General features: G+C 63.2%; 20 protein-coding genes. 10 read left to right on the forward strand and 10 right to left on the reverse strand.

The annotated features are described in order from the left end of the window. From BO74_RS09850 to BO74_RS09865, 4 genes are all read right to left on the reverse strand, one after another. On the reverse strand, positions 1–286 hold a 286-nt coding region (locus BO74_RS09850), incomplete at its 3' end, for a helix-turn-helix domain-containing protein (RefSeq protein WP_496442049.1). 174 nt (positions 287–460) lie between these two features. After that, on the reverse strand, positions 461–1,990 hold the full coding sequence (locus BO74_RS09855; RefSeq protein ID WP_496441952.1) for a tripartite tricarboxylate transporter permease: 1,530 nt from the start codon (positions 1,988–1,990) through the stop codon (positions 461–463). Positions 1,991–2,000: 10 nt separating this feature from the next. After that, positions 2,001–2,465 (reverse strand): tripartite tricarboxylate transporter TctB family protein, encoded by a 465-nt coding sequence (locus BO74_RS09860; protein WP_496441954.1) that lies wholly within the window; start codon positions 2,463–2,465, stop codon positions 2,001–2,003. Between the two features lie 88 nt (positions 2,466–2,553). Further along, on the reverse strand, positions 2,554–3,513 hold the full coding sequence (locus BO74_RS09865; RefSeq protein ID WP_496441956.1) for a tripartite tricarboxylate transporter substrate binding protein: 960 nt from the start codon (positions 3,511–3,513) through the stop codon (positions 2,554–2,556). Positions 3,514–3,746: 233 nt separating this feature from the next. Here BO74_RS09865 and gmk point away from each other — a divergent pair, with 233 nt between their 5' ends. From gmk to frdD, 8 genes are all read left to right on the forward strand, one after another. After that, positions 3,747–4,355 carry a guanylate kinase gene (gene gmk, locus BO74_RS09870; RefSeq protein WP_496441958.1) on the forward strand — a complete coding sequence of 203 codons (609 nt, stop codon included), beginning with the start codon at positions 3,747–3,749 and terminating at the stop codon, positions 4,353–4,355. 9 nt (positions 4,356–4,364) lie between these two features. Continuing rightward, on the forward strand, positions 4,365–4,571 hold the full coding sequence (rpoZ, locus tag BO74_RS09875; protein ID WP_496441961.1) for a DNA-directed RNA polymerase subunit omega: 207 nt from the start codon (positions 4,365–4,367) through the stop codon (positions 4,569–4,571). A gap of 30 nt (positions 4,572–4,601) precedes the next feature. Further along, on the forward strand, positions 4,602–6,824 hold the full coding sequence (locus BO74_RS09880; RefSeq protein ID WP_496441963.1) for a RelA/SpoT family protein: 2,223 nt from the start codon (positions 4,602–4,604) through the stop codon (positions 6,822–6,824). 30 nt (positions 6,825–6,854) lie between these two features. Beyond that, positions 6,855–7,643 (forward strand): TatD family hydrolase, encoded by a 789-nt coding sequence (locus BO74_RS09885; protein ID WP_496441965.1) that lies wholly within the window; start codon positions 6,855–6,857, stop codon positions 7,641–7,643. A 232-nt stretch (positions 7,644–7,875) separates the two neighbouring features. After that, on the forward strand, positions 7,876–9,678 hold the full coding sequence (frdA, locus tag BO74_RS09890) for a fumarate reductase (quinol) flavoprotein subunit (RefSeq protein ID WP_496441967.1): 1,803 nt from the start codon (positions 7,876–7,878) through the stop codon (positions 9,676–9,678). Continuing rightward, entirely contained in the window at positions 9,671–10,423 is a 753-nt protein-coding gene (locus BO74_RS09895) for a succinate dehydrogenase/fumarate reductase iron-sulfur subunit (protein WP_496441969.1), read from the forward strand. The genes frdA and BO74_RS09895 overlap by 8 nt, the downstream gene beginning before the upstream one ends. Next, positions 10,420–10,818 carry a fumarate reductase subunit C gene (locus BO74_RS09900; RefSeq protein ID WP_496441971.1) on the forward strand — a complete coding sequence of 133 codons (399 nt, stop codon included), beginning with the start codon at positions 10,420–10,422 and terminating at the stop codon, positions 10,816–10,818. The genes BO74_RS09895 and BO74_RS09900 overlap by 4 nt, the downstream gene beginning before the upstream one ends. Continuing rightward, positions 10,815–11,180 carry a fumarate reductase subunit FrdD gene (frdD, locus tag BO74_RS09905; protein WP_496441973.1) on the forward strand — a complete coding sequence of 122 codons (366 nt, stop codon included), beginning with the start codon at positions 10,815–10,817 and terminating at the stop codon, positions 11,178–11,180. Before BO74_RS09900 ends, frdD begins: the two co-directional genes overlap by 4 nt. A gap of 187 nt (positions 11,181–11,367) precedes the next feature. On the opposite strand, the gene BO74_RS09910 is transcribed toward frdD, so the two are convergent. The 4 genes from BO74_RS09910 to cobT are packed head-to-tail and all read right to left on the reverse strand — an operon-like array spanning position 11,368 to position 14,862. After that, positions 11,368–12,537 carry a class I SAM-dependent methyltransferase gene (locus BO74_RS09910; RefSeq protein WP_496441976.1) on the reverse strand — a complete coding sequence of 390 codons (1,170 nt, stop codon included), beginning with the start codon at positions 12,535–12,537 and terminating at the stop codon, positions 11,368–11,370. Continuing rightward, positions 12,534–13,067 (reverse strand): alpha-ribazole phosphatase family protein, encoded by a 534-nt coding sequence (cobC, locus tag BO74_RS09915; RefSeq protein ID WP_496441978.1) that lies wholly within the window; start codon positions 13,065–13,067, stop codon positions 12,534–12,536. Before cobC ends, BO74_RS09910 begins: the two co-directional genes overlap by 4 nt. Then, on the reverse strand, positions 13,052–13,807 hold the full coding sequence (locus BO74_RS09920) for an adenosylcobinamide-GDP ribazoletransferase (protein ID WP_496441980.1): 756 nt from the start codon (positions 13,805–13,807) through the stop codon (positions 13,052–13,054). The genes cobC and BO74_RS09920 overlap by 16 nt, the downstream gene beginning before the upstream one ends. A gap of 8 nt (positions 13,808–13,815) precedes the next feature. Then, positions 13,816–14,862 (reverse strand): nicotinate-nucleotide--dimethylbenzimidazole phosphoribosyltransferase, encoded by a 1,047-nt coding sequence (cobT, locus tag BO74_RS09925; RefSeq protein ID WP_496441982.1) that lies wholly within the window; start codon positions 14,860–14,862, stop codon positions 13,816–13,818. A gap of 77 nt (positions 14,863–14,939) precedes the next feature. Between cobT and cobU the strand changes: the two genes are divergently transcribed. Both cobU and BO74_RS09935 read left to right on the forward strand, forming a co-directional pair. Continuing rightward, complete coding sequence (gene cobU / locus BO74_RS09930; protein ID WP_496441984.1) at positions 14,940–15,497, forward strand: bifunctional adenosylcobinamide kinase/adenosylcobinamide-phosphate guanylyltransferase; 558 nt, start codon at positions 14,940–14,942, stop codon at positions 15,495–15,497. Positions 15,498–15,514: 17 nt separating this feature from the next. Continuing rightward, a complete protein-coding gene (locus BO74_RS09935; protein WP_496441986.1) occupies positions 15,515–15,967 on the forward strand; it encodes a universal stress protein in 453 nt (150 codons plus the stop codon). 27 nt (positions 15,968–15,994) lie between these two features. On the opposite strand, the gene BO74_RS09940 is transcribed toward BO74_RS09935, so the two are convergent. Both BO74_RS09940 and BO74_RS09945 read right to left on the reverse strand, forming a co-directional pair. Beyond that, positions 15,995–16,162 carry a LiaI-LiaF-like domain-containing protein gene (locus BO74_RS09940; protein WP_496441988.1) on the reverse strand — a complete coding sequence of 56 codons (168 nt, stop codon included), beginning with the start codon at positions 16,160–16,162 and terminating at the stop codon, positions 15,995–15,997. 10 nt (positions 16,163–16,172) lie between these two features. Beyond that, positions 16,173–17,663: a cobyric acid synthase gene (locus BO74_RS09945; protein WP_496441990.1), complete on the reverse strand. Its 1,491-nt coding sequence runs from the start codon at positions 17,661–17,663 to the stop codon at positions 16,173–16,175. Between the last annotated feature and the right edge of the window lie 75 nt (positions 17,664–17,738).

The following is a 17,738-nucleotide window of genomic DNA, read 5'->3' on the forward strand; positions in this document are numbered from 1 at the left end:
TGAGCTGTTCCGGGCGCTTGTCGATGATCGTGCGGCGAATCGCTTCTTCCTGCGCTTCACTCAGGCATCGCCCGTCGCCTCGCGCTCGGCCCCGTGCAGTCGGTCGAATGGCTGACCACCCGCCCTCAACAAACCGGTCAATCGTGGCGCGTACCGCCGGGTAGCTCAAGCCCGTCATCGCGACAATCTGCATGATCTTGATTGCCTTCTGGTGCAATCGAATCACTTGCTTGCGCCGCTCATGAAGTTGTTCCAGCGTTTGCTTTCTGGCGTTCTCTTTTTCCATCATCATCAGACACGAAAAATCCGGATAAGTTCATACTTCATCGGGCCGGATCAATAGGCTTGGCTCATTGCGAAAGACGGTGCGGCCGCTGCCGGAATCTTCCGGAGCGGCCGCACATCAATGGGTTCAGGCGCCGCGAAGGCGCACTAATTCAGGGCGATGATGGTCAGGCCATCAGTCCGTGACTTCCTTCTCGAACGCCTTTTCCATCTCAGCCAGGCGGGCCTCGACCTGTTTCTGTCCGCGGATCGACAGCAGCAGCGAGACCACGGCCAGCACCATCAGCGCGACGGCGATCGGCCGGCTGACCAGGATCGACGGGTCGCCGGAGGAGATGACCATCGCCCGGCGCAAGTTGGCTTCAGCCATCGGCCCGAGGATCAGCGCCAGAAGGATCGGCGAGAGCGGATAGTCGTAGCGCATCATCACGTAGCCGAGGATGCCGAAGGCCAGCGTGGTGTAGACGTCGAAGACGTTGCTGCGCATGGCGAAGGCGCCAACCATCGAGAGAACGAAGATCGTCGGCGTGAGGATCGCCCGGTCGACCAGGATGACCTTGGCGAACAGGCGGATGCCGGCCATGCCGATCAGCAGCATGGCAAACTGGGCGAGCATCATCGAGGCGAAGATCTGATAGACGATGTCGATGTTTTCCTTGTACAGCATCGGCCCCGGTTGCAGCCCCTGGACGATGAATGCGCCGAGCAGTACCGCCGTGACCGCGTCACCCGGCACACCGAGCGAGAGCAGTGGAATCATCGCGCCGCCCGAGCAGGCATTGTTGGCGCTCTCGCTGGCGGCCAACCCCTCGATCTGGCCGTGACCGAAGCGTTCGGGGTGCTTCGAGGTGCGCTTGGCCTGCCCGTAGGAGACGAAGGCGGCGATGTCGCCACCGGCGCCGGGAATCGAGCCGATGAAGGTGCCGATGATGCTCGACCGGCAAAGATGCTTGAAACAGTGCTTGATGTCCTCCCAGGTCGGCAGGAAACGGTCGACCTTGGCCTTGAGTTGCTGCAGTTGCCCGGTTTTCTGGACCTCGTTGAACACCTCGGAGACGGCGAACAGGCCGATCAGTGTCGGGATGAACGGGGGGCCCTCCATCATCTCCATCAGGCCGAAGGTGAAGCGCGGGAAGCCGGAGATCGGGTCGAAGCCGATCGACGAGATGAGCAAGCCGAAAAAGGCGGACATCATCCCCTTGATCAGCGAACGGCCGGAGATCGAAACGATCACCGAGAGGCCGAAGATGGCCAGCGCGAAATACTCGACTGGCCCGAATTCGAGCGCGAAGCCGGAAACGATCGGCGAGGCGAAGGTCATGATCAGGGCACCGCAGACGCCGCCGAAGAACGAGGCGAAGAGCGCCATCGACAACGCCCGCCCGGCTTCGCCCCGGCGGGCCATTGGATAGCCTTCGAGAATCGTCGCGGCGGCGGCCGGTGTGCCCGGCGTGCGGATCAGGATGGCTGAAATCGAGCCGCCGTACATCGCGCCGCAATAGATGCCGATCAGCATGGCCAGACTTTCCAGCGGCGGGCGGCCGAAGGTCAGCGGCACCAGCAGGGCGACGCCCATGGTCGCGGTCAGCCCCGGCAGCGAGCCGATGACGATGCCGGCGGTGACGCCGACGCAGATGATGAACAGCACGCCCGGCGAGAAGACCGTGGCGTAGCTGGTGAACATCAGGCTCCAGTTGAAATCCATGCGTGTTCTCCTAGAGGTAATCCGCCAGCACGCCGGCCGGCATCGACAGGATCAGTACCTTCTCGAACACCAGCCAGACCGCCGCGGTGATCAGCGCCGGGGTGACGGCCAGCAGCAACGGGTTGCGCTTGCCCATGACCAGCATCATGAAGGTGAGGAAAATGATCGAGGTCGGGATGAAGCCGAGCGGCTCGAGGACGACAACGAAGATACTGCCCGCGGCCAGCGTGATCAGGCCGCGCTGCGTACCCTTGTCGGACAGGCGATACGGCTCGACCTTGCCCTTGCTCCTGCCGCGCACAGCGTTGACGATGAGGACGGCGCTGAACAGGATCAGCAGCCCGCCGAGCATGTTCGGAAAGAAGCTCGGTCCGATCTTCATGACGACGTCGGTCGGCATTTTTACGCCTTCCCAGAGCGCGAAGAGGCCGATCAGGATGCCGACGATCCCGCCGACGATATCTGCGACTTTCATATGGTGATGACTCCCTGCAAAACTACCCGTACGGTACTTCTATACAAAAAGGGCGGCCAGGGAGGCCGCCCTTCGAGCATCGCGCAACTTACTTCTTCGCGAGCCCCAGTTTCTTCATCACCGCTTCGACGTCCTGGTAGTTCTGGTCGAGGAACTTGGTGAAGTCGGCGGCGTTCTGGTAGGCCAGGTTCAGCGAAGCCTTGGCGGCAAATTCCTGGAATTCCCTGGAATCGAAAGCCTTCTTGTAGGCATCGGAGATCTTGGCCTTGACGTTGGCCGGAACACCCTTCGGCACGGCCAGGCCGCGCCAGGTGTAGAACTCGACGTCGACGCCCTGCTCCTTGAAGGTCGGCACATCCGGGAAGATCTTGTCGCGCTCGCCCGACATCACGCCGAGGATCTTCAGGTTACCGGCCTGCGCCTGGCCGCGTACTTCGGCGACGGAAACGGCGACGGCCTTGATGTGTCCGCCGACCAGTGCGGTCACCGCCGGTTGTGCGCCATTGAACGGCACGTGCTTGACCTGCACGCCGGTTTTCTCCGCCGCGAGGCCTGCGGCGATATGCCACACCGAGCCGGGGGCGGAGTTACCGATGGTGATTTCACCCGGATTGGCTTTGGCGTGATCCATGAAACCGCGCACCGTGCTGTACGGCGCATCCTTGCGCACGGTCAGCGCCGCCGGGTCGGAGTTGATGCGCATCAGCGGATCGAAGTCCTTCCAGGTGAACGGCACCAGTCCTTGCGGCGGCAGTGAGTTGAGTTCGAAGGTGATCATCCCGACGGTGTAGCCGTCCGGGCGGGCTGCGCGGATGGCGTTGTGGCCGATAGCTCCGCCGCCGCCGGTCTGATTGACCACGTTGATCGTTTGGCCCAGATGCTTTTCCGCTTCCTTGGAAAGGGCGCGTAACAGCACATCGGTGCCGCCTCCGGCAGTCCACGGGCAGATGACGGTGACCGGCTTTTCCGGGTAGGCAGCCAGGGCGGAAGCCGAGAAGGCGCCGGCGACCAGGGCGGTCATGCCGACGAACAGCGATTTCATTTTCATGGTGCGATCCTCCGTGTGGGTTCTTGTTGAACGTCTTTTGTGTGATGCGCGAAAATGGAACAACGTTCTGAATTTGTGAACGCTGTTCCGCACTCTATTGCTGCCGTCGTTGCACGTCAATAGTTTTGGTCAGGCGATCAGGCCGCAGATCTGAGTAGTTCCCACATGCGGCTGTAGCCACGGTGTCCACGGTTACAATCCGCTCTTTCTTCACTCGCCAAGGCAGCGCACCCATGATCGGAAACCTGTTCATCGTGGCGGCTCCCTCCGGAGCCGGCAAGACGACCCTCGTCCGCCTCCTGCTGGAGAACGATTCGCAAATCGGCGTGTCCATTTCGCATACCACGCGTCCGCCCCGACAGGGCGAGGAAAACGGCCGTGAATACCACTTCGTCGACGTCCCGGCCTTCCTCGAGATGGTCGATCGGGGCGGATTCCTCGAATGGGCGGAAGTGCATGGCAACTACTACGGCACCTCGAAACACTGGATCGCGTCGGAAATGGCCGCGGGGCGCGATGTGTTGCTGGAAATCGACTGGCAAGGAGCGCAGCAGGTGCGCAAGGTCTTTCCCGAAGCGATCGGAATCTTCGTCCTGCCGCCGTCGATGCCGGTCCTGGAAGCACGCCTGTCGGGCCGCGGCACCGACTCCGCCGAGGTCATTGCCCGGCGCATCGCCGCGGCGCGCGACGAGATGCGGCATGTGGACGAATTTGACTATGTTATTATCAACGACGATCTGCAGCAGGCGTCGCGCGACCTTCAGTCGGTCATTTCCGCTTGCCGGCTGCGTTACACGAACCAGCGCCAGCGACACACGTCGTTGTTCGCGTCATTGCTTTGAGTAGGGAATATGGCACGAGTTACCGTAGATGATTGTTTGGACTTCATCCCCAACCGCTTCCAGATGACCTTGGCCGCGACCTATCGTGCCCGTCAGATCACCGCCGGCGCGACGCCGATGGTTGAGGCGAACCGCGACAAGCCGACGGTGATCGCCCTGCGCGAAATGGCAGAGCGGTTGTACGGTCTGGAAGTACTCAACCGCGGCCACGCCTGATCGTCGGGAAAGGCTGGGTGGTGACCGATTGTGAATTACAGCGCCCCGGCCAGTTCCATTCCCTCACCGGACGGCTCTTCCGGCACCTCTGAACCGGAGCGGCGCGTCGTCGAATACGACTATGAAGACCCGGCGTACCGGGTGTTCATCGATACCCTGAGTTACCTGCCACCGGACGAGGTGGCGCTGGTCTGTGCTGCCTACCGTTTCAGCGATGAGGCGCATCAGGGGCAGACCCGTCTTTCCGGCGAACCCTACATCACCCATCCGCTGGCCGTCGCAGGCGCGCTGGCCGAATGGCGCATGGACGCGCAGGCCATTGTGGCGGCGCTGCTGCACGACGTGATGGAGGATACGGCGGTCACCAAGGCGCAGATCGCCGAGCGCTTCGGCAAGCAGGTCGCCGATCTGGTCGACGGCCTGTCCAAGCTCGACAAGATCGAGTTCCAGTCGTACCAGGACGCGCAGGCGGAAAACTTCCGCAAGATGCTGATGGCCATGGCCAGCGATCTGCGCATCGTGCTGATCAAGCTCGCCGACCGTCGCCACAACCTGCAGACGATGGCGCCGGTCCGCCCGGAAAAACGCCGCCGGATCGCGCACGAAACGCTGGAAATCTACGCGCCGATCGCCACCCGTCTCGGGCTCAACAACATTTCCCGGCAGTTGCAGGATCTGTCGTTCCGGCACATCTATCCGCTGCGTTTCGCGGTGCTGTCCAAGGCCGTCAAGGCTGCACGCGGCAATCGCCGCGAGTTGCTGACGAAGATCCTCGAAGGCGTGCACGGCAAGCTCGCCGAGGCGCATATCGAAGCCGGTGTTTTTGGCCGCGAGAAGAGCCTGTATTCGATCTACCGCAAGATGGTCGACAAGCACCTGAGCTTTTCTCAGGTGCTGGACATCTACGGCTTCCGGGTCATCGTCAAGGATATCGCGACTTGCTACCTGGCTCTCGGCGCGCTGCACTCGCTATTCAAGCCGGTGCCGGGAAAATTCAAGGACTACATCGCCATTCCCAAGGTCAATGGCTACCAGTCGCTGCATACCACGCTGATTGGCCCTTATGGTACGCCGATCGAGATCCAGATCCGCACCCAGGCGATGCACCACCTCGCCGAGGAGGGGATTGCCTCGCACTGGCTCTACAAGGACACTGCCGAGAGCGGCGCCGACCTGCAGGACAAGATGCACGTCTGGTTGCAATCACTGCTCGAACTGCAGAGCGCCACCGGCGACTCGTCCGAGTTTCTCGAGCACGTCAAGGTCGATCTGTTTCCCGACGAAGTTTACGTCTTCACCCCGAAGGGTCAGATCCTCGCGCTGCCGCGCGGGGCGACGGTCATCGATTTCGCCTACGCGGTGCATACCGACATCGGCCATCGTTGCGTCGCGGCGCGGATCGACCACGAACTGATTCCGCTCTCGGCCGAGCTGGCCAACGGCAACCAGGTCGAAATCATTACCGCGCCCTTCGCCAACCCCAACCCGGCCTGGCTCGGCTATGTGAAGACCAGTCGCGCGCGCAGCCGCATCCGGCAATTCCTGCGGGGCGTACAGCAGGAGGGCGCCAGTTCGCTTGGCGAGAGGATGCTGACCCAGGAACTGCTGACGTTGGGGGTCGTGCCAACCGAAATCCCCGCGCCCGTCTGGGAGCGCGTCATCCACGAGGCCGGTAAAAAGACGAAGCGGGAGTTGTATTCCGATATCGGCCTGGGCCGCAGCCTGGCGGCTGTCGTTGCGCGCCGCCTCGCGGAAGGTGACGAAGTGCCGCAGGCAGATGCCAGTCCCTCGAAAACCACTCCGTTGCTGATCCGCGGAACGGAAGGCATGGCGATTCAATTGGCGTCCTGCTGCCAGCCGATCCCGGGCGATCCGATCATCGGCCTGCTGCGCAAGGACCAGGGGTTGCGCATCCACACGCATGCCTGTCCCGAGGTCCGGAAATCGAGAAGTCCGGAGCCGCAGCACTGGATTCACGTGGAATGGGAGCCTGATCCGGAGCAGGTATTCGATGTCCGCCTCAAGGTGACGGCCAAGAATGTCCTCGGGGTGCTCGGGAAGGTGTCGGCGACAATTGCCCAAGCCGGCATCAATATCGAATACGTAAATATGGACCGGCGAAACGCCGGGATGTTTACGGACCTGCATTTTCTCGTGCAGGTCACCAGTCGTACCCATCTGGCGCTGTTGATGCGTGGATTGCGGCGTATCCCGGAGGTCGTCCGCATCGTTCGGGAACAGGAATCGTCTTGAGCCCGCATCCGTTACGGGCATTCTGATCAGGTGCTGATCGACACGCATTGCCATCTCGACGCGGCCGAGTTTGACGGCGACCGCGATACGGTGATGGAGGCGGCGAAGGACGCCGGTGTGTCGGCAATCATCGTTCCGGCGGTGCATCCGGGTAATTTTCCTGCGGTGCGGCAATGTTCTGTGCGCTACCCAACGTGTCATCCGGCGTACGGGATTCATCCCCTCAATGTGGAGCGATCCGGAGACGATTTCGGTCCGCAGTTCCGCCGGTATATCGAAGCGGAACTCGCCGGAGCGCATCCTCCGGTGGCAATCGGCGAGATCGGTCTGGACTTTTTTGTCCCCGGCGTCGACGTGGCGAGGCAGGAGTCGGTGTTTGCCGAGCAACTGCGTATTGCCCGCGATTTTGACCTGCCGGTGTTGCTGCACGTGCGCCGGGCGGTCGACGCCGTGCTCAAACAGTTGCGCCGGTTTGGCGTGCGCGGCGGGATCGCCCACGCCTTCAACGGCAGCCGGCAGCAGGCCGACGAATTCATCCGGCTCGGCTTCCGGCTCGGCTTCGGCGGGGCGATGACCTTCCCGCGCGCCACCCGCCTCCGGCAGTTGGCCGCGTCCCTGCCGCTCGAGGCGATCGTCCTCGAAACCGATGCGCCGGACATTCCGCCGGCGTGGATCGCCGGACGGCGCAACCAGCCCGGCGAGCTCCCGCGCATCGCTGCCGAACTGGCCGGATTGCGCGGCATGGATTCGGATGGCGCGGCGGATGCAACGACGCAGAATGCGCTGATGCTTTTTCCGGTTCTGGCCGGATCGGAATGATCCTTTTTGAGGTGGACAACCGAGGCTCTGCGTCGCCTCGAGTAGCCTTGCAGAGAACGATTCTCTGTCGCTTTTAAGGCGACATCATGATCGTTCAAAAGTTGCCGCAGCCCTGAAAAAACGCCATAATCCCGCCCTGTTTCTAGCATCAAGGGTCGCCGGCGTCCACTCCGGCGAGCTTTAAATTGCGCTGGTCGTAGCAAACTTCGCGTTAAGCGAGAAAGGATTGGGCGTGGAAATTTACAAGGCAGATGTAGTTATCGTGGGAGGAGGCGGAGCCGGTCTGCGTGCAGCTATCGCAGTTGCCGAATCGGATCCGTCGCTGAAGATCGCGCTGGTATCGAAGGTCTACCCGATGCGCAGCCACACCGTCGCCGCCGAAGGCGGTGCCGCGGGGGTCAAGCGTCCGGACGACAGTTTCGACTATCACTTCCACGATACGGTGGGCGGTGGCGACTGGCTGTGCGAGCAGGACGTCGTCGAATACTTCGTCCAGCAGGCGCCGGTTGAACTGACCCAGCTTGAGCACTGGGGTTGCCCATGGAGCCGCACGGCCGACGGCCACGTCAACGTGCGCCCGTTCGGCGGCATGAAGATCCAGCGCACCTGGTTCGCGGCCGACAAGTCCGGTTTCCACATCCTGCACACGCTGTTCCAGACCTCGATCAAGTATCCCTCGATCAAGCGTTTCGACGAGTATTTCTGCGTCGACCTGCTTGAAGAAGATGGCCGTTGCCAGGGCGTCGTGGCCATCGAAATGGCGACCGGCGAATTCACCATGATCGAAGGCAAGTCGGTCATCCTCGCCACCGGCGGCGCCGGGCGCGTTTTCCGCGAGAGCACGCTGGGCGGCATCGTCACCGGCGACGGCATGTCGATGGCTTTCCGTCACGGCGTCGCGTTGCGCGACATGGAATTTGTCCAGTACCACCCGACCTGCATGCCGATCACCGGCCTGCTGTTTACCGAAGCCTGTCGCGGTGAAGGTGGCTACCTGGTCAACAAGGACGGCTATCGCTATCTGCAGGACTACGGCCTCGGACCGCTGCAGGACAAGCCGAAGAACAAGTACATGGAACTCGGCCCCCGCGACCGTCTCAGCCAGGCGTTCTGGTATGAGCAGCAGAAGGGCCGCACCATCGAGCATCCGGTGATGGGCTCGGTCGTTCACCTCGATCTGCGTCACCTTGGCGAAGCCTATCTGCGCGAGCGGCTGCCGCTGATCTACGAAATGGCCGAAACCTTCATGGGCATCGATCCGGCCAAGGAACCGATCCCGGTCCGTGCTGGCGTGCATTACACCATGGGCGGGATCCGGGTTGACGGCAAGTGCGAGACCTCGCTGTCCGGCCTGTACGCGATCGGCGAATGTGCCAGCGTCGGTATCCACGGCGCCAACCGTCTCGGGTCGAACTCGCTGACCGAACTGCTGGTCTTCGGCAAGGTCGCCGGCGACGAAGCCGCCAAGCGCGCCAAGTCCGTTGCGCCGGGCAATTCCGCCAGCCTCCTGAAGCAGGCCCAGGCTGCCGAACAGCGCGTCATGGCACTAAGGACCAAGACCGGCGGTACCGAGCGCATCGCCGATATCCGCAAGGAAATGGTCAAGTCGATGGAAGATGGCTGCGGCATCTATCGTGTCGAGGAAACGATGCAGGCGAACTGCGACAAGCAGGCTGAACTGCGCGAGCGTTTCAAGAACGTCAAGCTCGACGACAAAACCGGCGTCTGGAACACCGAGTGGCTCAACGCCATCGAACTCGACTACCAGCTCGACGTGGCGCAGGCGATGGCGCATTCGGCGATCAACCGCAAGGAATCGCGTGGCGCTCACCAGCGTCTGGACGGTCCGGACGGTGCCTACACCCAGCGCGACGATGTCAACTTCCTCAAGCACTCGGACGCCTTCTATGTTCCGGGCAGCGCGCCGCGCATCACCTACGGCGACGTGAAGATCACCAAGTCCCCACCGGCAGCGCGTGTTTACGGTGCCGCTGGTGAAAAAGCAGACCAGGAAAGGAAAGCATCCAATGTCTGAGCAAAAAGTCATTGAAATCGAAGTGTTGCGCTACCTGCCGGAATCGGATCAGGCGCCGCACTCGGAGGTTTACAAGGTGCCCTTTACCGACGACATGTCGGTGCTGCAGGGAGCCCAGTACATCAAGGATAACTTCGATGGTTCGCTGACCTTCCGCTGGTCCTGCCGGATGGCGATCTGCGGCAGCTGCGGCATGATGATCAACGGCATCCCGAAGCTGTCGTGTGAAACCTTCCTGCGCGACTACTACCCGAACCGCATCACCCTCGAGGCGCTGGCCCACTTCCCGATCGAGAAGGATCTGGTCGTCGATCTCTCCGGCTTCATCGAGAAACTCGAAGCGATCCAGCCGTACATCATCCCGAAGGAGCCGCGCACGGTCGAGCAGGGCGAGTACATCCAGACGCCCGCGCAGTTCGCCGAGTACATCCAGTTCACTTCCTGCATCAACTGCACGCTGTGCTACGCGGCCTGCCCGCAGGTTGGCCTCAATCCCGAGTTCATCGGCCCGGCGGCGATCGCCCTGGCGCACCGCTATAACATGGACTCGCGTGACGGTGGCCAGGCGCAGCGGATGGAGTTGCTGGCGTCCGAAGACGGCGTCTACAACTGCAGCGCGGTCGGGTATTGCTCTGAAGTGTGTCCGAAGCATGTCGATCCGGGCAACGCGGTCAACGTCAACAAAATCAACGCAGCGAAGGACTACTTCCTGCGCTTCCTGTCACCGAAAGGGGGTGCCAAGTGAGCAAACGTCGTCCGTATGTCCGTCCGATGGACGGCTGGTGGAAAAAGAACCCGTTCTACGTTGAGTACATGGTTCACGAAGGCACGGCGCTGTTTGTTGCCGCCTACGCCATCACCCTGCTCGTCGGGCTCGTCCGGCTGGGTCAGGGCCCCGAGGCTTGGGCCGGCTGGCTCGAAGCGATGAAGAGCCCGCTGTCGATCGTTTTCCATCTGGCGCTGCTGGTGGCGATTGCCTACCACGCGCTGACATGGTTCAAGCTGTTCCCGCTGACCATGCCGCCGATCGTGGTGAATGGCAAGAGGGTTGAGCCGAACGTCGTCGTGAGCGCCGGCTGGACCGCCGCGATCGTCGCCGCTCTTGCGCTGCTTGGCGTTGTCTGGAGGATTGCCGCATGAAAACTCGTAAGCGTTCCAATGCCCCGATTTTCTGGGGCCTGTTCGGTGGCGGCGGCATGCTGGCCGCTCTCTTCGGGCCGATGCTGGTGTTCATCACCGGCGTGGCCGTTCCGCTCGGCCTGATTCTGCCGGCCGGCGCCATGGACTATCCGAAGATGCATGCCTTCGCGCAGAACTTCATCGGCAAGGGCTTCATCTTCGTGGTGATTTCCCTGTTCATGTGGCACGCCGCGCACCGGATCTTCCACTCGCTGCATGAAATCGGCATTCACGCCGGCTTCGGCTGCAAACTGCTGACCTACGGTGTGGCCCTGGTTGCCACGGTCGTGTCCGCGGTTGTTCTGCTCGGCATCGGCTTTTAACGGTTCGTTTTGTAGTGTGGGTTAGGGGGATGTAAGGCGGCAGAAAAACGGTGAGGGTCATTAAAAATGATAACGATGACCTTCACCGCGTCCGCCTGAAAACTCTGTTCCCATTGCCGACAAAAAACGGGGCGCCGGATTGTTTCCGACGCCCCGTTTCCTTATCGGTCGTGCAGGTCTATAAGGTCTATAGCGTCTCGCTGCGATCGCCCTGGCCAAAGCCGATCAGCGGTTCTTCGATCCCCTTGCCGAGGGCCATGACCTTGAACAGGTCGCCCATCTCGGCGGGCGAGATCAGTTTCTGAACGGCCTGTGCCTGCGGAAGATAGCGCGCCGTATCGTCAGCCGGAATTCGTGCGAGCACGTCCGGCAGTCCGCAGTTGAGCAGAAAGGCGCACTGCGTTGTATACCCGAGAAGATCGAGCCCGGCGCCATGGCCGGCCTCCACGATCGCGGTGAAGTCGACGTGGGCGGTGATGTCCTGCAGTCCCGGAAGGAAGAACGGGTCGGGATGGGCGTGGTGCCGGTAATGGCACATCAGCGTGCCGGCATCGCGCTGCGGGTGATAGTACTCGTGGCGGGGGAACCCGTAGTCGAGCAACAACAGTGCGCCCCGTCCGAGAATCCGCGCCCACGAGGCGGTCCAGTCCATGGCTGCAAGGTTGATCTCGCTGAGATAGCCGGGGGGCGGCTCGCATTCGTCGCCGAGCCCTTGCGATTGCGCCAGTACCTGCCCGGAGGCCGGCCGGTCTTCCCAGACGAAGGCGCCATCGCGCCAACTCACGCCGCGTTCCAGAATGAGCCGCAGATCGGTATCGTTCCCCCACACCACCAGATGCACCGGTAGCGCATCGAGGAGTTCGTTGGCCAGAACCAGACCGTCGAAGTGCTCCGGCAGTTTGTCCAGCCAGGCGACGCGATGCCGCAGGTGCGGGACGCGTTGTTCGATCGTGGCGCGCTGGCGGGCGCGAAGTTCGCCGGACAGGTCGAGAATGCTGTAACTGTCGGGCAGGCAGTCGCGCCGTTCGAGTTCGGCGAGCAGATCGGCGGCCAGTCGCCCTGAGCCGGCCCCTACTTCGATCACGTGCGGTGCCGAAAGATGAAGAATCTGCGCGGCCTGTGCGGCTAGCGTCTGCGCGAATACCGGGGTTAGCTCGGGTGCAGTGACGAAGTCGCCGGCGGCGCCGAACTTGTGCGCCCCTCCCGAGTAGTAGCCGAGCCCGGGCGTATAGAGCGCCAGCGTCATGAAGCGGTCGAAACCGATCCAGCCGCCGCAGGCCGCGATCTCGTCGCGGATGTGCGCGGTCAGCGCATCGCTGGCTTGGCGGGCATCCTGGTCGGGAGTGGGAAGGTTCATGGGCAGGCCGTGCTCTCTGAAACAAGGATCGGGACGATCTCGCCGTAGCCGAATTGCAGTTGCGACCATTCGGCTGCCGGCAGTTGTTGCCAATGGCCGACCAGCGAGCGCATGACGCCGGCGTGGGTGACAATGGCCACCTGCTGCAGCGACGGGTCGAGCGACGCGGCGAAGTCCTGCGCCCGGGCGAACAACGTGGCAACCGACTCGCCGCCGGGTGGAACGAAGCCGAGAAGGTCGTCGGCCCAGGCATCGAGTTGTGCGCGGTCGATCGCGTCCCAGCGCTGGCCCTCCCAGGTGCCGAAATGGATTTCGCTGAGACGTCGGTCAATCGTGACGTGCTCCGACAGCGCCTCGGCAAGCCGGCGGGCGCGGCGGAGCGGGCTGCTGAATACAGGGGTGTCCGTCGGGAGGTTCTGTTTTAACGCGTCAACCGTTGCGCCGAAATCAACGCAGTCGACGTCGAGTTGCCCGTAACAAACGCCCGGCGCGATCAGCGGCTGCGGATGGCGAATCAGGAAAACTTGCACAACAGGCCGGCGTAGAAGGCGACTTCGGAGAGTTGCTGGACCGCGCCCAGGCAGTCGCCGGTATAGCCGCCGATGCGCCGCTTGAACAGGCGGGTCAGCCACAGCGTGGCGCCGGCGGCGAGGACGAGGGCCGGGATGAACTGGAACGGCGAGAGGAGCAGCACGGGAAGCACGGCGGTTACACCGGCAAAGAGCATGTCCGACGAGCTGACGTGATTGTTGAACGGCTTGGCCTTGCCATCGGCGCGGGCGTAATCCAGCGAGCGCATGACGAAGGCCATGCACAGCCGGGAAACCGCCTGCCCGGCGATCAGTGCCACCGGAACGAGCAGCATGTCGATCTCGATCAGGGCGAAGAAGCGGACCAGCAGGATCATCGCCAAGGCGACGGCACCGTAATTGCCGACCCGCGAGTCGCGCATGATTTCGAGCACACGTTCGCGGCTCCAGCCACCGCCAAGGCCGTCTACCGCGTCGCTCCAGCCATCCTCGTGCAACGCACCGGTAACCAGGATGATCGTGGCCATTGCCGCGAGCACGGCCAGGGTTTTCGGCCAGAAGAACGAGGTGACCGCGAAGGCCAGGCCACCCAGCGTTCCCACCAGCAGCCCGATGGCCGGGAAGTAGCGGATGGCCCGCTCCAGCGCCAGGCTGTTTTGCCCGAGTGTGCCGGGGAGGGGGAGGCGGGTGAAGAAGCGGATCGCGCCGAGGAAGGTTTCCAGTTCCGAGCGTGGAGACATAGTCGCCCTCAGTTGTCGCGGTTACTTACGCCTGCAGATTCGAAACTGGCCATTTCGTTCAGAAAGGCCAGGCCAGAGCAGACCAGCGGATAGGCGATCGCGGCGCCGGTGCCTTCGCCGAGGCGCAGGCCGAGATCCAGCAGGGGCTCGCCGCCGAGGTCGCGCATCTGCGCGACGTGCCCGGGTTCTGCGGAACGATGGCAGAAGATGCAGTAGTCAGCCACGGCCGGGGCGATGCGCGCGGCCGCCAGCAACGCCGAGGTGGCGATGAAGCCGTCGATGAGCAGGGTCATGCCCCGCTCCGCGCCGCCGAGGAAGGCGCCCGCCATCATGGCGGTTTCGAAACCACCGAATTCGGCGAGTACGGTGACGGCATCCGCATCTGGCGGGAGGTCGGCGCGGGCGATGGCCTGTCCGAGCAGCTCGCGCTTGCGGACGAGACCGGCATCATCGAGTCCGGTGCCACGTCCGATGCAATCGAGCAGCGGGGTTTTGGTGTAGACATGGGTCAGCAGGGCGGCGGAAGCCGTGTTGCCGATCCCCATCTCACCAACGACGAGGACGTTGCAGCCGCCATCCGCCAGCTCCCGGACGACCTGCGCACCGCGCGCAATGGCGGCGAGGCATTGCGCGCGCGTCATCGCCGGTTCATCGAGGTAACTGCGCGTGCCGCCGGCGGCGATCTTGGCGTCGATCAACCCGTCGCGCGGGCCGAAATCATGGGCCACGCCGGCGTCGACGACCGTGACGGCGAACCCGTGCTGGCCGGCGAAGGCGTTGATGCCCGCGCCACCGGCCAGGCAGTTCTCGACCATCTGCCAGGTGACCTCCTGCGGGTACGCCGAGAGGCCGGCCCTGGCCGCGCCGTGGTCGGCGGCAAAAACGACGAGGTTCGGGCGGGTGAAGCGCGGCGACAACGACTGCTGGATGCGCCCCACGCGCAAGGCGATTTTCTCGAGGACGCCGAGCGATCCCAGCGGCTTGGTCTTGTTGTCGATCTTGTGTTGCAGCGCCGAATCGAGTGCTGCGCTGGGTGAGGAAATCGAGAAATTCATGGGGGAAGGGAGTGTGTCGGGAGAGCCCGCGGAAAGCCGCGATTATACGCCGCGGCACCCGTGCTAAGCTTCGCGCCATGAAAGAACTGATCCTCGGTGGCGCCCGTTCGGGCAAGAGCATGCTGGCAGAAACAAGGGCGGCGGAGAGCGGCATGCGGGTGGTGTATGTGGCCACCGCGCAGGCGCTCGACGGCGAGATGCGACGCCGTATCGCGCACCATCAGGCACGTCGTCCGGCAAGCTGGGGCCTGGTCGAGTCGCCGCTCGATCTGGCGGAAAACCTGCGCCGGAACGCCGCGCCGGATACCTGCCTGCTGGTCGATTGCCTGACGCTGTGGCTCTCGAACATGCTCTTCGCCGGCAAGGCGGCCGCGCAGGCCGAGGCTGGCGAGGCCGTGGACTGCGCGCTGTTCCGCGACGAGGTCCAGGCGCTGATCGACGTGCTGCCGGGCCTGCCGGGGCGGGTGATCATGGTCTCCAACGAGGTCGGCTGGGGTATCGTGCCGATGGCCGCGGTGTCCAGGTTGTTCTCCGACGAACAGGGGCGGTTGAATCAGCGCGTGGCGGCGGTGTGCGAGCGGGTGACCCTGGTCGCCGCCGGCCAGCCCTTGGTACTCAAATCGACAAACGGGTAATTCGCGAGGGAATCGTCATGTATCAGCGCATCATGGCCGCAATCGACAGCAATTTCGCCAACAGTCCCGTCTTCGAGGCAGCGATCCAGGTGGCCGGGAAGTTCGGCGCCCGACTGGTGCTCTGCCATGCACTGGACGAGACGATTCTTTCCCAGAACACCGCGCAGGTCGTGTTTCCCGACGGAGTTCGCCCGATCGAGGACTCGCTCCGTTCTGACGCAGAAGCGTTCCTCGACGAAGCGGCAGCCCTGGCGCGGCAAAGGGGCGTCGGAACGGAAGTCCGCCTGGTCGAATCGGAAACCGAAAATGTTCCGGAAATGCTGACCCGTGCGGCCAAAGACTGGCAGGCAGATCTGCTGGCCGTCGGCGCTCGTCAGAGTCAAGGGGTGGGGCGGCTGCTCGGCGGTAGCGTGGCCGAACAACTGGCCCGCAAGGCCGCGGTTTCGCTGCTGCTTGTCAAGTCGGAGTAAGCGGTTACTTTGCCTTCCGACCTTATTTCATCGGCTTGAGGAAAAAAAGAACCCGATGCCGACGACGATGAGGATGGCCGGCCACCACACCCGCAGCAGGTGACCGAGGTCGATGCGCAGGTAGCCGAGGTTGTGGGCGAGGGCGATGCCACCGGCGATGATCAGCAGGATTCCATTGAATCGGCTCTTTACCATTTGTTTTCCTTCATGAGGCGTTGTTCTTGAGCATGGGCAGCCATTCGGCCAGTTTCGCCATGTCCATGTGCTGCTCGACGGCGTCGGCCAGACGGTCGAGATCGCGCTCGCGGCGTTCGTTCGGGTCGAAACTTGCCGAGGGCTTGTGGCCGGCCCACTCGAGCAGCGCATTGAGTGCGTCAGGCTGGTCGAAGAGGCCGTGGCAGTAGGTTGCCAGAAGCTGGCCGTCCTCCGAGATCGCTCCTTCCGGCACGCCGTCGAGTTGCGTCGACGGATGTTGCATCGCCGGGCCGTGTGTTAAGCCCATGTGGATGCGGTAGCCGGTGATCGCCGGTGAACCCGGAAGTGCCAGCGAGCCACTGACGTTCTCCAGATTTTTTTCCGCCGCCAGCGTCGTCTCGTAGTCGAACAGCCCGAGGCCGGGCGCGCTGCCCGGCGCGCCTTCGAGGCCGAGCGGGTCGTTGAGTTTCATGCCGAGCATCTGCAGCCCCCCGCAGATGCCGATCACCTTGCCGCCGTAGCGCAGGTGGCGGCGGATCGCTTCTTCCCAGCCCATTGCACGCAGCCAGTTCAGATCAGCCTGCACGGCTTTCGAACCGGGCAGCACGATCAGGTCGCACGGCGGCACCGGCTCGTGCGGGCCGACGAAGCGGAAATCGACGTCCGGATGGAAGCGCAGCGGGTCGAGGTCGTTGTGGTTGGAGATGCGCGGATACGCCGGGGCGATCACGCGCAGTTGCGCGTTGGTCTTCGCCTCCTGTCCTTTCGGCAGCGCGTCTTCCGCATCGAGGTACAGGCCGTGCAGGTAGGGCAGCACGCCGAGCACCGGCTTGCCGGTCCGTTTTTCAAGCCAGGTCAGGCCCGATTCGAGCAGGCTCATGTCGCCACGGAAGCGGTTGATGACGAAGCCCTTGACTCGTGCCTGCTCGCTCGGCGAAAGCAGTTCGAGCGTGCCGACGAGGTGGGCGAAGACACCGCCGCGGTCGATGTCGGCGACGATGATCACCGGGCAGTCGACCACTTCGGCGAAGCCCATGTTGGCGATGTCGCGAGCGCGCAGGTTGATTTCCGCCGGGCTGCCGGCGCCTTCGACGATGATGCAGTCGTAGGCGGCGCACAACCGCTCCCAGGATTCGAGCACGGCCTTCATCGCGCGCGGCTTGTACTCGTGGTAGTCACGGGCGTTCAGGTCGGCGTGCGCCTTGCCGTGGATGATCACCTGCGCCCGCTTGTCGCTCGACGGCTTCAGCAGGATCGGGTTGAAGTCGATATGCGCCGGTACGCCGGCGGCCAGCGCCTGCAGCGCCTGGGCACGGCCGATCTCGCCGCCGTCGACAGTGACGGCCGAGTTGAGCGCCATGTTCTGTGGCTTGAACGGTGCGACGCGCGCGCCGCGCCGGGCCAAAACGCGGCAGATCGCCGCGCCGAGGACCGACTTGCCGGCGTCGGAAGTGCAGCCCTGAACCATCAGGCAGGGCGTCCTGGTTTGCTGGTTTGCCATGATTTCCTTACAAGTGACCGTCATTCCGGTTAATGCCGGAATATACCCACCGGATTTCCGCAGCTAACGGTCACC

This window comes from Propionivibrio pelophilus DSM 12018 (assembly GCF_059569095.1).